General features: G+C 38.0%; 11 protein-coding genes, 6 tRNA genes, 1 rRNA gene and 2 pseudogenes. 4 read left to right on the forward strand and 16 right to left on the reverse strand.

Annotated elements, in window-relative coordinates; translation table 11 throughout:
- Positions 1–447 precede the first annotated feature (447 nt).
- Positions 448–1497: an HNH endonuclease gene (locus ACQKNC_RS12755; protein ID WP_427425210.1), complete on the forward strand. Its 1050-nt coding sequence runs from the start codon at positions 448–450 to the stop codon at positions 1495–1497.
- A 164-nt stretch (positions 1498–1661) separates the two neighbouring features.
- Here ACQKNC_RS12755 and ACQKNC_RS12760 read toward each other — a convergent pair.
- Positions 1662–1910, reverse strand: a pseudogene (locus ACQKNC_RS12760) (hypothetical protein); the annotation flags it as partial.
- 239 nt (positions 1911–2149) lie between these two features.
- Entirely contained in the window at positions 2150–3952 is a 1803-nt protein-coding gene (glmS, locus tag ACQKNC_RS12765) for a glutamine--fructose-6-phosphate transaminase (isomerizing) (protein ID WP_427425211.1), read from the reverse strand.
- A 711-nt stretch (positions 3953–4663) separates the two neighbouring features.
- Between glmS and ACQKNC_RS12770 the strand changes: the two are divergent.
- Together ACQKNC_RS12770 and ACQKNC_RS12775 are read left to right on the forward strand one after the other, a co-directional pair.
- Positions 4664–4747: pseudogene (locus tag ACQKNC_RS12770) on the forward strand (PadR family transcriptional regulator); the annotation flags it as partial.
- 252 nt (positions 4748–4999) lie between these two features.
- Positions 5000–5230 (forward strand): hypothetical protein, encoded by a 231-nt coding sequence (locus tag ACQKNC_RS12775; RefSeq protein ID WP_427425212.1) that lies wholly within the window; start codon positions 5000–5002, stop codon positions 5228–5230.
- On the opposite strand, the gene ACQKNC_RS12780 is transcribed toward ACQKNC_RS12775, so the two are convergent.
- From ACQKNC_RS12780 to ACQKNC_RS12840, 13 genes are all read right to left on the reverse strand, one after another.
- Positions 5207–5728, reverse strand: coding sequence for a type 1 glutamine amidotransferase domain-containing protein (locus ACQKNC_RS12780; RefSeq protein WP_427425213.1), 522 nt, complete (start codon positions 5726–5728; stop codon positions 5207–5209). The genes ACQKNC_RS12775 and ACQKNC_RS12780 overlap by 24 nt on opposite strands.
- A gap of 180 nt (positions 5729–5908) precedes the next feature.
- The gene (gene glmM, locus ACQKNC_RS12785; protein ID WP_427425214.1) at positions 5909–7261 is read right to left on the reverse strand and encodes a phosphoglucosamine mutase; all 1353 of its coding nucleotides are present in this window, start codon (positions 7259–7261) and stop codon (positions 5909–5911) included.
- Positions 7262–7578: 317 nt separating this feature from the next.
- A complete protein-coding gene (locus tag ACQKNC_RS12790) occupies positions 7579–8652 on the reverse strand; it encodes a CdaR family protein (RefSeq protein ID WP_427425215.1) in 1074 nt (357 codons plus the stop codon).
- Positions 8645–9481, reverse strand: a complete 837-nt coding sequence (cdaA, locus tag ACQKNC_RS12795) for a diadenylate cyclase CdaA (RefSeq protein WP_387084706.1) — start codon at positions 9479–9481, stop codon at positions 8645–8647. The genes ACQKNC_RS12790 and cdaA overlap by 8 nt, the downstream gene beginning before the upstream one ends.
- A 149-nt stretch (positions 9482–9630) precedes the next feature.
- The gene (locus tag ACQKNC_RS12800; protein ID WP_427425216.1) at positions 9631–10257 is read right to left on the reverse strand and encodes a zf-HC2 domain-containing protein; all 627 of its coding nucleotides are present in this window, start codon (positions 10255–10257) and stop codon (positions 9631–9633) included.
- Positions 10258–10270: 13 nt separating this feature from the next.
- Positions 10271–10834, reverse strand: coding sequence for an RNA polymerase sigma factor SigW (sigW, locus tag ACQKNC_RS12805; RefSeq protein WP_427425217.1), 564 nt, complete (start codon positions 10832–10834; stop codon positions 10271–10273).
- A 133-nt stretch (positions 10835–10967) separates the two neighbouring features.
- The gene (rocF, locus tag ACQKNC_RS12810) at positions 10968–11873 is read right to left on the reverse strand and encodes an arginase (RefSeq protein ID WP_427425218.1); all 906 of its coding nucleotides are present in this window, start codon (positions 11871–11873) and stop codon (positions 10968–10970) included.
- Positions 11874–12057: 184 nt separating this feature from the next.
- Positions 12058–12130 (reverse strand) — tRNA-Lys (locus ACQKNC_RS12815).
- 13 nt (positions 12131–12143) lie between these two features.
- A tRNA-Gln gene (locus ACQKNC_RS12820) sits at positions 12144–12218 on the reverse strand.
- A 17-nt stretch (positions 12219–12235) separates the two neighbouring features.
- Positions 12236–12319: transfer RNA gene (locus ACQKNC_RS12825), tRNA-Tyr, on the reverse strand.
- Positions 12320–12333: 14 nt separating this feature from the next.
- Positions 12334–12409 (reverse strand) — tRNA-Val (locus tag ACQKNC_RS12830).
- Between the two features lie 72 nt (positions 12410–12481).
- Positions 12482–12556: transfer RNA gene (locus tag ACQKNC_RS12835), tRNA-Glu, on the reverse strand.
- A 118-nt stretch (positions 12557–12674) separates the two neighbouring features.
- A tRNA-Asn gene (locus ACQKNC_RS12840) sits at positions 12675–12751 on the reverse strand.
- A gap of 269 nt (positions 12752–13020) precedes the next feature.
- On the opposite strand from ACQKNC_RS12840, the gene mbcS reads away from it, so the two are divergent.
- Positions 13021–14598 (forward strand): acyl-CoA synthetase MbcS, encoded by a 1578-nt coding sequence (gene mbcS, locus ACQKNC_RS12845; protein WP_427425219.1) that lies wholly within the window; start codon positions 13021–13023, stop codon positions 14596–14598.
- A 108-nt stretch (positions 14599–14706) separates the two neighbouring features.
- Here the strand turns inward: mbcS and rrf are convergent.
- A 5S ribosomal RNA gene (gene rrf / locus ACQKNC_RS12850) occupies positions 14707–14801 on the reverse strand; the annotation flags it as partial.

Here is a 14801-nt window from a genome sequence, read left to right on the forward strand (position 1 = left end):
ATGATTTATGTAAGTAAGCGTCAAATAACGCCCGCGTGTTTTAAAGTAGGTGTTATTTCTGTTAAATATTAAAATAATTTCATTCCAAATTTGATAAAATTCATACTGTCTATCAGTTTTAATACTTTTTAAACGAGTGAATCTTCCTAATGAAGAAACACATTTCATATTTAACCATGGTTTATAATCTGAACCAATTCCAGAGCCACGACCTTCTTTAATCTATTTTTCGACTTTAGATGTTCTTGCTAAAAAACACTACTTTAGATAACTATTATCTAAAGGGATAAAACGGTGCAACTTTTAACCGTTACTTCTTTATTTCAAATCTACACTTACCTATAAAAAGCATTCTATTTCCTAATAGAGCTAAAATTTGACAATAAATGTTGAAAATTATAGAATTGTATTGGTCAAAAAAGGTCAAATTTTACGGAGGGGATTAAAATGTTTATCTGTTTTTACTGTGGTGAATCTCTAGATGATTCTTTAAGAAGTGAAGAGCATATTGTTCCGGATTCTATTGGTGGTAATATTACTACTTGGAAAGTTTGTAAAGAGTGTAATACTAAAGCAAATCAACAAATAGACAATAAATTTAAAGATCAATGGTTAATTAGCTGGGATAGGGCTTTATTGGGGCTTACTGATAAACGTGGGAACAAGCATACTGAAGTAATCGAAACAACTTCGGAAAATGGAGAACCCATTCAAATTCTAATTTGTGAGGATGGTTTCGTACCAGTATCTAAACCAGTTACTGATATAAATTGGGAAAAAGGGGAAAAAGGTACCGTAAAAGTTGATCCACGACACTTAAAACAAGTACTAAAAAAAATCGAGAAAAAAGCTTTAAAAAAAGGGATGGAAATAAATATTTCCAAAAGCAGTTCAGAAAAAATAGATGTTGGTAAAGTAGCTTTTACAAAAGGGTTAGATTTAAAGGTAATCAGAAGAGAACAAGCTAAAATTATATTAGGATTGGGTTGTTTTTTTATCCCTAATTTTGCAGAATCAGATACTGCTGAAGCGTTAAGAAATTACTTATGGGATGAAGAAGGACGAATTACCGTCAAAAATCTTAATTCTAGACTTTTTCCATACCAAATAAAGAAAGAGACATTCCCACCCTTTACGATTGAAGGAAATATTATTTACACATATACTACTGAAAATATGCTATTAGATAATATTTTGGGTTCATTAATAAGTGATAAAGAACACATTTTTATCATCTATAAATACAATAACAAGCTCCGCCTATTTTTAAATATATTTGGACATATGAATGCAGTAATTGAAACACTTGAAAGTCCATCTTACTTTTATCCAGGACCAGTCCCTTATAAGGAAATGGCATATGTTATACACCCAAAGGAAAAGAAACATAAGGAATTGTTTATTGATGAAATAAAAGTAATTGCCTCCTCAATAGCTAAGGGCCGTTTAGCAGGATTTTTAAGTTCAAATCCTAAAGTGTATAAAAATTTGAAATAAAAAAACACGTATAAATTTGAGTAAGCACCAAATTTATACGTGTTTTAACTCCCACAATTAATTAAATATACATTGCCTAAAATGTCGATTTTGTCTCCCTTTACACGTACAGCGCAATCTTTGTTCAATGCATAAAACGGTTAAACTTTGTTTTAAAGATACACCAACGACAATAAAGGTTGTTCTTGAACACCAACAAAAACAGAATACTCGGTTAAACGAAAATAATTTCGTTCTAAATCTGATAAAAATTCGCACTGCCTATTCGTTTTAATACCTTTTAGACGAGTGGATCTTCCCAATGAGGAAACATTTCCAATATTTAATCAAAGTTTATTATCGGCATCAATTCCCGAACCACGACCTTCTTTAAACCACTTTTCGATTTTAGATGTTCTTGTTCTTTTAGACATAAAAAACACCCCTTTGGCTAAATAATAACCAAAGGGGGAACGCTTCATGACTTTATTTTAAAAATCGCAACTTTATTTCTAAGCTGCAATTTTTCAAATATAAGATTGTTTACAATCTAAATTATTTAGTATACATCTTTATTGTCCAGTATATATCTTTATTGCAAAGTATATATCTTAATTGTCCAGTATACATCTTTATTGTAACTTAACAAAACTTCTAAAAAACATCCAAAACCTTATTCCACAGTCACCGATTTAGCCAAGTTACGTGGTTTATCCACATCACAGCGGCGGTGTAGTGCTGCGTAGTAACTAATTAACTGTAATGGCACTACAGATACAAGTGGTGTTAGTAATTCATGAACTTGAGGGATTACTAAACGGTCACCATCTTCATCTACGCCAGCCATTGCAATAATGCATGGGTATGCTCCACGTGCTGCTACCTCTTTAACGTTACCACGGATGTTTAGTGCTACTGCTTCTTGTGTAACAAGGGCAAACACTGGTGTACCTTCTTCGATTAAGGCAATTGTTCCGTGTTTTAACTCGCCACCCGCGAAGCCTTCTGCTTGGATGTAAGAGATTTCTTTTAACTTTAAGGCACCCTCTAGACTTACATAGAAGTCCATGTTACGGCCGATGAAGAATGCGTTGCGTGCGATTTTTAAGTAGTCCTCAGCGATATCCTCTAATACATCTTTTGAATCAATAATTGTTTGGATGCCGTTTGCCGCAATCGCAAGCTCTTGTTTTAAATCGAATTCTAAGCCTTTACCATTAGCCTTCGCAGTTACATATGCTGTTAGAGCAAGTACAGCTACTTGCGCTACATACGCTTTTGTAGAAGCTACAGCAATTTCTGGGCCTGCATGTAATAAAAGAGTATGGTCTGCCTCACGTGAAAGTGTAGAACCAGGTACGTTTGTAATAGTTAATGTTGGGTAACCAAGCTCTTTAATTTTCACAAGTACTTGACGGCTATCTGCTGTTTCACCTGATTGTGTAATAAAGATAAACAATGGTTTTTCTGAAAGTAATGGCATATTGTAGCCAAATTCACTTGAAATATGAACTTCCACTGGGATACCAGCCATTTTTTCGAAATATTGCTTACCGATTAGACCTGCATGATAGCTTGTGCCGGCTGCAATAATATATAGACGGTCTGCTGCTCGTAATGCTTCTAAAATATTAGCGTCAATTGTTAATTCGCCATTCTCACCTTCGTACGCTTGAATGATTTTACGAATAACTGTTGGCTGCTCATCCATTTCTTTTAGCATATAGTGAGGGTACGTACCTTTTTCAATATCGCTCATATCAAGCTCTGCTGTATATGGTGCACGCTCTACTATTGTACCGTCTAACTTTGTAATTTCAACGCTAGCTTTGTGTACGATTACGACCTCTTTATCGTGTAGCTCCACATATTGATCTGTTACTTGTAGCATCGCCATCGCATCTGAAGCTACAACATTAAAGCCTTCACCTACACCTACTAGAAGTGGAGATTTGTTTTTCGCAACGAAAATTGTATCTGCCGCTTCTGCATCTAAAAGAGCTAATGCGTAAGAGCCGTGTAATAAAGATAAAGTTTTACGGAACGCCTCAGCCGTGCTTAAACCTTCTTTCACAAATAGCTCTACTAATTGCACGATGACCTCTGTGTCTGTATCAGATTTCATCGGAATACCTTTTAAATAAGTTTTTTGTAATAAATGATAGTTTTCAATAACTCCGTTGTGTACTAACGTAAAACGTCCTGATGCACTTTGGTGAGGGTGTGCATTCAAACGGTTTGGCACACCGTGAGTTGCCCAACGTGTATGACCAATACCAACTTTTGCAGCAACGTCCTCGTCCACTGCCTCACGTAAATCTGCAATACGTCCCTTTTCTTTGAAGACTGTTACACCATCTTCGTTACGAACTGCAATACCCGCTGAGTCATAACCACGGTACTCTAGTTTCTCTAAACCTTTTAATAAGATTTCCTTTGCATCTGATTCACCAATATATCCTACAATTCCACACATAAATTTCTTGTCCTCCGATATCGTCAATTTTTGACGCAATGACAAACTAGACCTCAACCTATCGAATTTTTTGTGAATGTAAATGCTTTGCTAATTAAAATTAGCATGCAATACATGCACATTGTTAACACTCATTCAGCCATCTGAATAGTAACCATTCGATACGTGAGATTTCTCTATTTATCTATTGCTTTCACTATACCTTCTCCATCTTCTGTACATTCAATCGCTCAAATGCTTTCAAAATGAAAAGTGACAATCGGGTATGTCGATCGGGAGGCATCCGCCGAATTTTCGATAAACCTCCACCTCGTCTGCTGAAGATAGTTTCGTCCAATTTCTTCAGCTCAGGCGCTATAATTGTTTTCCGATTTTGCGCTCTCTTTCCTCCTTATGCGCTCGTTAAATAATAAGGTCGGACCTCATATTCAACTTCTCCATAATACTCAATCATATGCTATACGTCAAATTTTCGTTATAAAAAACACCTATTTATCCTACTTTTTAGTGACAAGATGTAGACAAATAATCTGCTATAAAGGAATATCTAGAATTTCTTATTAAAAATATGATGCTTTCTCCCTTAGATAAGCAACAAATCTTTTCTATTATGGACAGAGCTGAAGATAAATATCCCATTTATTAATTGCTTGACAAAACCACTACTTAGCAACAAAAGGTGCAGGTAAAGCTAAGCCTGGGGGTGAGATCGTGGATAATCTGAGTGAAATGCTCAAAGGAGTTTTAGAAGGTATTGTATTAGAAATCATCAGCCGTGGCGAAATATATGGTTATGGATTTTTTAAGTAGTCATATTGAAATTTTAAGAAATAATAGAGGGCACAAACACTAGCTTTAGTCGTGAATGATTTAATGTCACAAGGTTTAACGGAGCAGGAAGCTTTTAATAAGGCTAGCGAGGAATTGAAATTCGCTAGTAACTCTTAGCAATCTGAGGATTTAAATGAACGCTTTCAGCAGTATTACGAAAATCGTGACCCCGCAGATTATGAGGCGATCGGGCTGTTTTATGGTGGCTTCCTGTTTTTGGGATTAGGTATCGGCGGATTAATCGGTTTTCTAACTGGCGGTGGATATGAAGCATTTTTTGACAGTGGCTGGATTGACACTGCAATCGGTGCCGGTGTTGGCATTATCATCGGTATCGGACTTGGGCAAATTACCAATGTTGTAATTGGGTTTAACACTTTAAAAGATAAAAGGCACAGGCAAATTCACTTGTGCCTTTTAAGCTTAGCCTTCTTTACTCTCCAATAATTTTACAATTTCTCGATTAAATGCTGGTAGATCCTCCGGTGTGCGACTTGTTACTAATTGTTTTTGGCAAACAAATACTTCCTCGTCATGGAATATTGCACCTGCATTTTCTAAATCTACACGAATCGATTTGTAGCCAGTTGCATCACGACCATTTAATGTTTTTGCTGTAATGAGTAGCTGAGGACCATGACAAATAGCAAAGGTTGGCTTCATGTTGTCCATAAATTCCTTTACAAATGCCACAACACGATCGTCTACGCGTAATATATCAGGAGAAAAACCACCAGGGATGAACAATGCATCAAATTCTGAAGACGTCACCTCATCGATCCCTTTATCAATTTTTACTTTCTCTCCATTCTTGCCTTCTACCTCAATGCCAGCTGTCGTATCAATCGTAATTAGTTCATGACCTGCCGCTTCTAATGCGCCTTTAGGACTGGTATATTCAGCATCCTCAAACATATTAGTAATCACTGTAGCAATTTTAGCCATTGAAATATAACACCCCTTGTAATTGTGACTCTTTACTACTGTTCCCATTCGCTTCGAAAACATTCATTTCGTTTGTGAGCTTTCACTACTTGAAGCATAAAGGCGTTCTATCCGTCACTTTCTTGTGCCTAATAAAAAAAACCCGACCTCCTTTCTAAGGAAATCGAGTTTATAAACTATTTATTCTGTTAAGCCCATTTCAGCACGGACAACATCTGCAATGCGCTCTACGTAACGTTCGCAGTCTTCCTCTGTAGCCGCTTCTACCATTACTCGTACAAGTGGTTCAGTACCAGAAGGACGCACTAACACGCGACCGTTACCAGCCATATCTTCTTCTACATTAGCAATCACTGTAGCAACTTTTTCATTTTCCGTCACAGCATGCTTGTCTGTTACACGTACGTTAACTAAACGCTGTGGGAAAATTTTCATTTCAGAAGCAAGCTCTGACAGTTTTTTACCTGTAGCTTTCATAATGTTAACAAGCTGAATACCTGTTAATAAGCCATCACCAGTTGTATTAAAGTCTAGGAAAACAATATGACCAGATTGCTCGCCACCTAAATTATAATCATTGGTACGCATCTCTTCCACGACATAACGATCACCTACGGCTGTTTGTACACTATGCATATCATTTTCTTCAACAGCTTTGTAGAAGCCCATGTTACTCATAACCGTCGAAACGATTGTTTGCTTTTTCAAGCGACCAACTGCATTCAAATGCTTCCCAATGATGAACATAATTTGATCACCATCAACGATTTTACCGTTTTCATCTACTGCGATTAAACGGTCACCATCTCCATCGAATGCTAAACCAACATCAGCACCCTTTTCTGTGACAAATTTAGCTAATCCTTCTGGATGTGTTGAACCGACACCGTCATTAATATTTAAGCCTGTTGGCGAGGCACCCATCGTTGAGATATCCGCTTCTAAATCTGCAAATAGATGTGTAGCAAGTGAAGACGTAGCGCCATGTGCACAATCTAATGCTACATGGATGCCCTCAAATTCTTCAGCAACTGTTTGTTTTAAGTATTGAATATATTTTTGTCCACCCTCGAAGTAGTCGCTCACAGAGCCTAAATCTGCCCCGATTGGACGTGGCAATTTATCTTCTTGTGCATCTAATATTGCTTCGATTTCGGCTTCTTGCGCATCTGTTAGCTTAAAGCCATCAGGACCGAAAAATTTAATACCATTGTCAGCAACTGGGTTATGTGAAGCTGATATCATAACGCCTGCATTTGCGCTCATAATTCGAGTAAGATAAGCCACACCTGGTGTAGAAATAACACCAAGACGCATCACCTCTACGCCGATTGATAAAAGACCAGCTACAAGTGCACCTTCAAGCATTTCACCTGAAATACGTGTGTCACGACCGATTAAAACCTTTGGACGGTCAGTTGCATCTTTTGTTAAAACGTAGCCACCTACGCGGCCAAGCTTAAATGCAAACTCCGGTGTTAATTCACTATTCGCGACGCCACGGACGCCATCTGTTCCAAAATATTTACCCATTTTGATTATTCTCTCCTTCAATGCAAGACGGTGATCACGCTTGTCTACACTGACAACTAAACCTCTCGTCTGCTTACTTTTGGAAAAGTCTATTTTCGTTCATTCATTGGTAACTATTAACTATGCCCTTATGTAAATTTATCTCGACTTGTAATAAGTTACACTTTCCAATCCGACAGATAAATTTAGCATAGGGTATTTTGATTTTAGCCCGAGCAACTTTTTCTCGTTAATGTTTCAAATCCGAAAATGAATACCCTTACCGATAGAGAACGAAATCTCTACTGAATCAAAATAAAATTATAGTCAGTTCTTGTTTAAGAATCAATATCTTCTGTTTTCTCAGTAGGCGGTGTGTTGTTATCAGAAGTAGTGCCAGAGTCCCCTGGATGGGGCGAAGGAGTAGGTGTAAGACCAGGAGTAGTAGTTGTTGTTGTTGTTTTTTCCTGCTCTACCATCGTAGTATCTGCTTTCACCTTAATTTTCGAATCAGATATTTTTGTCACACCTTCTGGCAATTTCACTTCAAATTCATAAGTTTTTGATTCTGTAATTTTTGATAAATCAACCTCTAACGGTATTGCAGTTAGAGCATCTATGATAGATTTTTTACCGTATACTCTCACCTTTGTAGGACTAATTGTTAATTGGTTGACGGTAATACCATTCGCCGCTTTTCCTATTTCCTTAAGCACAACAGGCAGCTCTCTACTGTAAGCTCCAATATCTACTTGTACCTTCACCGTTGCCGGTTCAATAGTTACATCTAACTTATTTAAATCACGATCTAATACTTTAACCGCCGCTACTTGTGAGAACGGTTCTTTCAAGCCTTGTTCACCCGTTACAGTAGCTTTTACATAGCTAATGTTTTTAATTGCACTTTTGGCACCTGTAACATACACCGTAGCTGGATTAGCAGTCATGCCATTTAAAATATATCCTTCTTCAATTAAACGAGTATTTAGCTCAGGGTCAACACGAAACTCTTGCGTGACCTTTTCCTCAATGTTTACCTTTACAGTTGCTGGGTCTAATGTAACTTGCAACTTATCCGAAATATTTTCGTATTGTAGTCTAACATTATGCTCACCTATGAGTAATTTACTCAAATCCGCAAAAATAGAAAAATCTCTCGAAGTTTGAGCTTTTAAAGCGAGTGGCGTTGGACCTTTTATCGTAACGTTCACCGTCTTTGGTATCCCTGTTACAATAAGGTTCTTATCGTCATAAAAAACATCTACTGGCACATCGCGAATTACTACTGTTTGCTCACTCATTATCGATTTATTTTTAGGAGATAATTCGGTACGAACGGAGAAAAATAACAATAAGGCTAGAAATAGTGCGACGATTCGTAACACCCAAGGGCTATCCATCATTTTATCCATTCTTTTTCCCCCTCCAAGTTAACTTAGAGGCTGCATCTGACTCCTGTGCTAATCCGAACCACATTTTACGTAACAGTCCTTCGAATTCCTCTAGAGAAAGATTTCGATGTAGATTACCATTCATCGTAAGACTAATGGCACCAGTCTCTTCTGATACGACAATAGTAATGGCATCTGTCACTTCACTTAAGCCGAGTGCAGCTCGGTGGCGCGTCCCAAGCTCCTTAGAGATAAACGGACTCTCAGAAAGCGGTAAATAACAGGCCGCTGCCGATATTTTATCTTTTTGCATAATTACTGCTCCATCATGAAGCGGTGTATTAGGTATAAAAATGTTAATAAGTAACTCCGATGAAATCTCAGCATTTAGTCCTATGCCAGTTTCGATATATTCATTTAGACCAGTTTCTTTTTCAATAGAAATTAACGCCCCTATACGGCGTTTGGCCATATAACTAACAGATTTCTTCATCGCCTCAATTAGCCTTGTTTGTTCTTCCTCAACTTGATTAATTGAACGTTGGAATAACTTCCCTCTACCAATTTGTTCGAGACCGCGCCTTATTTCAGGTTGGAAAATGATAATAATCGCCAAGAAACCGAAATCGATAACTTGTTGTAACATCCACCCTAACGTTTCTAACCCCAAAAATTCTGTAGCAAGGCGCGCAATAATAATTACGAAAATTCCTTTTAATAATTGGACAGCCTTCGTACCTTTAATGAGGGTTAAAATTTTATAAACAACGTACCATACGAGCAGTACATCTAATAAGTTAATAACAATATTCACAGGTGTTAAATTAGCGAAATGTTCGATAATCTGCACGTGGCATCCCCCACTTTTCATTGCGAATCCATACACATTTAAGTATAGCACATTCTTAACAAATGTAACTTTTTTCAAATAAAAAATCTACTCAAAAGAGTAGACCTTTCAGCCTCTCACGTGCACTATCTATTAGGACGTATAGAGTGTTATTTAGTTGCTTGTTTGTCCTCGAATGTTACAGCAGACTTCACTGAATTTTTAATCGTATACCAAAGCCATTCGAATACTTCGTCAATTTCTTCTATTTTTCCTGATACAACCGCCGAAGAGGCCATATACTGTCCATTAATAACAGTGACATTGCCATCCACTTCACCCTCAACAATTAAATCACCGTTTTTAACAACAATGTCGCCTTTTACAACTTCTCCCTCCGGCACAATAACCGTTTGACCTTCAACAACTAGATTTGGCTGTTTGGTCACGGAGAAATGTTGGTCATCCATGAAACTACCAAGTAAAGTGGCACTCATGAATAAACAAAAAACTGCTGCTGCCACAAAGAACGGATGCCGGCGAATCCATTTTTGCATGCCTACACGACTTTTGGGTTTCGGTAAACGAGCCATCACGGCTTCTTCAAAATGCAGAGGTGCTGTAATGTGGGAAGCACTCTTCACAAAGGCGATTGTTTCACTCAATTCCTGCATCATTTGTTTACAATCACTGCATGTATGCAAATGTCTTTTTAACTCTTGCTCATGCTCACGACTAATGTCACCATCTAAATAATCATGGATATAGTCTATAATATGCTCTGGACAAGTATTCATGACGCTTCCCCTCCTACAGATTGTTTAATTGCTTACGTAATGCTTCACGTCCGCGGTGAATCCTCGTTTTCACCGTTCCAAGAGGCATATCTAAAATCTCACTAATTTCCTGCAATGATAATTCTTCAATATATTTCAATACTATAACCGAACGGTATTTATCCGGCAAACGTCCAATCTCATATTGAATGCGATCTTGCAGCTCCATTTGCTCTATCTGTTCCTCTGGTAGCTGGTCATCGGCTGCGATTTGCGAATACATATCAAGCCCTTCTGTACCAGCTAATTCCGCATCTAAGTAGTAATCCGGCTTTTTCTTCCGGATACGATCTATACAAAGGTTTGTCGCTATGCGATAAAGCCACGTCGAAAATTTTCTTTTCTGATCAAAAGTATGCAAGTTCATATAGGCACGAACAAACGCTTCTTGCGCAATATCCTCAGATTCTTGCTTGTTCCCTAACATCCTATAGCATACTTGGTACAGTTTGTGCTGATAGAGACTCACAATATCTGCAAATGCGTTTTGATCGCCTTTAAGCACTTGTTTTATTTTCTTGTTTACTAACGCATCCATTGTGTTGTTTTCTCCACCTTTACAACTGTCTTATACTTTACGACTCATCGATAAGAAAAGTTTCATTTTGTTATTAATTATAGCAAAAGATTTTTATTCATTGTGGCAATAGGCAATTTTTTGTCAAATTTCTTTAAACTAGGGTTTCTCCAAATAAAGAACCCATTAATGCTACTGCAACATCAGCTGTTCTATTCTTCTCATCTAAAATTGGATTAACTTCAACAAATTCAGCAGATGTTAGCATACCTGATTCCTGAAGCATTTCCATTGCCAAATGGCTTTCTCGATACGTAATACCACCAGGTACAGGTGTCCCAACCCCTGGAGTATAAAGTGGATCTAAACCATCTAAATCAAGTGATAAATGCAAACCATCTACATTACGCTCTTTTAAATAGGCAAGAGCATCTTCCATTACACGCGTCATTCCAAGACGATCTACCTCGTGCATTGTATACACCTTGATCCCTTGCTGGCTAATTAATTCACGTTCGCCCGGATCTACAGAACGTGCTCCAATAATAATGACATTTTCAGGTTTAATTTTCGGTACATCATTACGAATTTTCACTAAGCGTTCATGACCTAACCCAATGCTAACAGCTAACGGCATACCATGTATATTGCCAGACGGTGTCGTTTCTGGTGTGTTTAGGTCAGCATGCGCATCAAACCAAATAACACCTAAATTTTTATAATGCTCACCAAGTCCTGCAAGTGTGCCAATAGCAATACTATGGTCGCCACCAAGTACAAGCGGAAACTTCTTTTGTTCAATAGCTTCATTTACACTGTTTGCTAAGGATGTACTTACATCGATAACTTCCTCTAAATTAAGAAGCTGTTTATCAACAATAGCACCTTCTTGCTTTTGGCTAACACGTATATCTCCTTGATCATGTACTACATGACCAATTGCCTCTAAGCGTTCTTCAACACCTGCGTAACGGATAGCACTCGGCCCCATATCTACCCCTCTGCGAGTTTGCCCGTAATCAGTCGGTACACCAATAATAGAAATATTTAGTTTATTCATCTTTTCATACCCCCTTTAAGTTGTAAGACTATTGTAAAGCCTACATCCACCTTGGCTCAACCTAACAATTTTATGTATATTTATACACTTAAAAAGAGCATAAAAAAATCTCCTACTGTTTTCAGTAAGAGATTAGTATCTGTAGTTAATGTTGCACTTTTGAATATGTTTTATTCTAAAAAAGTGAGCCATGAAGGACTCGAACCTTCGACCCTCTGATTAAAAGTCAGATGCTCTACCAACTGAGCTAATGGCTCAAATAAGAAAAAATGGCTGGGGTACTAGGATTCGAACCTAGGCATGACGGAATCAAAATCCGTTGCCTTACCGCTTGGCTATACCCCAATCATTTATAATAAAACTGGTGGAGGGGGACGGATTCGAACCGCCGAACCCTAAGGAGCGGATTTACAGTCCGCCGCGTTTAGCCACTTCGCTACCCCTCCGAAATAACACATTATGGTGGAGGATGACGGGCTCGAACCGCCGACCCTCTGCTTGTAAGGCAGATGCTCTCCCAGCTGAGCTAATCCTCCATAGAAACAGGTGTTCATTTCTTAACAGTTTATTTTCTTTTAAGCCTTTGCATTACTACAACGCTTTTAAAATGGTGACCCCTACGGGATTCGAACCCGTGTTACCGCCGTGAAAGGGCGGTGTCTTAACCACTTGACCAAGGGGCCATTTTCAATGTCTCAAAGAAGACAATATTTATATTAACATTATTCCCTTTTCAATGCAACACTTTTTTATAATTTTATTATATGTATAATATTATCATCTTAAAAATGGGCAAAAAAATGGCTCCGAAGGCAGGACTCGAACCTGCGACAACCTGATTAACAGTCAGGTGCTACTACCAACTGAGCTACTTCGGAACAATACTATTCAATTCGGTTCATTAAAACCTCTTAAGTACATTTATTATTATAGCAAGCATTATAAATTATGCAATACTTTTTATGAAAATTTTTATATTTTTCTGTCGAAACATTCCTATGCACTAACTATAATCACAATAGTTCTCTATTAACTCTAATATTTCTATCTTATGCACAAAATATTCTTGCTGTATATTATTGTAATTGTTAAAATGAAAATAGTTTTATGAATTTTCTATTAAATTTGTTTGGGGAGGAATGTTCACATGGTAACAAACGATTTAATTGCACCAGAATTCTATAATATTACAGAGGAATTGGAGAAATTCTCTCAAGATAGTAATCGTCAAGCAATACAATGGCTAAATACTCAGCAGGAACGCCGAACAATTTCCTATGTTGAACTTGTTCAAAAAATGAATCAATACGCGCATGCCTTTACGAAGAAGGGGCTTCAAAAAGGAGATCGCGTATTAGTTATTATTCCACGTCTTCCTGAGGCTTATTTTGTCTTCCTTGGCTGTCTAAAGGCTGGCATTGTTCCTATTTCATGTTCAGAAATGTTACGTGCAAGTGATTTAGAATATCGTATGGAGCACTCTTCTGCAAAGGCAGTAATTGCCTATGAAGCGTTCACTAGTGAGGTAGATCATATTACTTCTTCAGTAGATGCTTTAAATAATAAATTGGTTATAGGTACTGCTACAGATGATTGGACGTCTTTAAATGAATTGGCTAGTACACAGCCGGATACATTTAAAGCAGCCGCGACGAAAAGAGATGATATGGCATTTCTTTCTTATACATCAGGCACAACTGGTAAACCAAAAGGAGCTGTTCATTCGCACGGTTGGGGATATGCGCATATTAGAACAGCCGCTTCTCAATGGCTTGGTGTACGTGAAGGTGATCTAGTATGGGCTACAGCAGCACCAGGATGGCAAAAATGGATTTGGAGCCCATTTTTATCGACTATTATGCTGGGCGCAACTGCATTTGTATACCACGGAGGATTCGATGCAAAAACATACCTTCAACTGCTTCAAGATGAAAAGGTCAATGTATTATGCTGTACTCCAACGGAATATCGAATTATGGCGAAGATTGATAATTTAAAAGACTATAATCTTTCTTCTTTACGTAGTGCTGTTTCGGCTGGTGAACCATTAAATCGACCAGTCATCGAAGCATTTATGAATAACTTCGGTCTTAAGGTGCGCGATGGCTATGGCCAAACGGAAAATACTTTATTAATCGGCACACTCGAAAATACTGAGTTACGTCCTGGTTCAATGGGTGTTCCTACACCAGGCAATATTGTCCGCATTATAGATCATGAAGGCAACGAGGCACCGATTGGGGAAGTTGGAGATATTGCAGTACACAAAACATCTCCTGCTCTATTTAAAGAGTACTATCGTGAACCTGAACGTACACAAGCTGCCTTCCGTGGAGACTGGTATATTACTGGAGACCAAGCCAAATGCGATGAAGACGGCTACTTCTGGTTTGAAGGTCGAGGAGACGATATCATTATTTCATCAGGTTATACAATAGGACCATTTGAGGTAGAGGATGCTTTAAATAAACATGAAGCTGTACAAGAATGTGCTGTAGTCGCAGCACCAGATGAGATTAGAGGACATATTGTTAAAGCCTATGTCATCTTACGAGAAGGCTTCAGAGATCGTGATGAAGACGAGTTAACAAAAGAACTACAGGAGCACGTTAAAGCATTAACAGCGCCTTATAAATATCCTCGTAGTATTGTCTTTATCGATGAACTACCAAAAACAACTTCTGGCAAGATTCGTCGTGTAGAGCTAAGAGCAGCAACTGTATAAAATATAGTAAGGAGACATTTCACCAATCACTTGGTTGAAATGTCTCCTTTATATACTTTCTGGATATAAAAAAAGCCACTACTGATTTTATCAGCAGCGACTTTTTGCGCCTAGCGACGTCCTACTCTCACAGGGGGAAGCCCCCAACTACCATCGGCGCTAAAGAGCTTAACTTCCGTGTTCGGTATGGGAACGGGTGTGAC

The sequence above is a fragment of the Lysinibacillus sp. NPDC094177 genome, from assembly GCF_050279145.1.
In the GTDB taxonomy this organism is placed as follows: domain Bacteria; phylum Bacillota; class Bacilli; order Bacillales_A; family Planococcaceae; genus Lysinibacillus.